Annotated in this window: 2 protein-coding genes; one reads left to right on the plus strand and one right to left on the minus strand. The window is 50.5% G+C overall.

Features of this window, described 5'->3' with window-relative positions:
• A partial coding sequence (locus tag AB4Y96_RS26390) for a hypothetical protein (protein WP_441920987.1) occupies positions 1-234 on the plus strand: 234 nt, incomplete at its 5' end.
• A gap of 96 nt (positions 235-330) precedes the next feature.
• Here AB4Y96_RS26390 and AB4Y96_RS26395 read toward each other — a convergent pair.
• Positions 331-537, minus strand: a 207-nt coding sequence (locus tag AB4Y96_RS26395) for a hypothetical protein (protein ID WP_441920989.1), incomplete at its 5' end; no start/stop codon positions are given.

A 537-nucleotide genomic window follows, 5' to 3' on the forward strand; every position in this document is an offset into this window, starting at 1 on the left:
CAAGTTCTGCAATGGTGGAGATTAGTTTTGCAACCAAACCAAACCCCTCATCCTGAGCTTGTCGAAGGGCGCAACAATCGTTTTGCAGCCGACATGATTGAGCTTCCCCATCACCACACCCGCTTTCGCGTCTGGCTATTGAAAGGTGGGAAAGACGGGCGATCCAAAGGGGAACGCGGGTGTCTTGGTATTGGTAGTGTAATCAATGCGTTCCCCGGAGATTTTCCTGTTTGAACCAAGAAAATAACCGGATCACCCGTCCCGATGACTGGTTTTACCCTTGTGAGATAAAACCGCTTCCCCTGCGGTTGGGTCTCCCCGCAGGTGAAATCACCGATCCTTTCCTGACTTCAGAAAGTTTTCCGGAGCATTCCCGCCGGAAAGGACACCATCAGAATAAGCGAGGTGGGATGGTGTTGGATAAGTTGGCATGATTTTTTTGAAAAGATTATTGCAGTAACATAGCGCGTGGTTCGACAAGCTCACCATGAGGGAGAGAGGTGGGTTGCAGGGAGTCAAGTTCTGCAAGCTTTGCGC

Source organism: Phyllobacterium sp. TAF24 (assembly GCF_052113785.1).
Classification (GTDB): Bacteria; Pseudomonadota; Alphaproteobacteria; order Rhizobiales; family Rhizobiaceae; genus Phyllobacterium.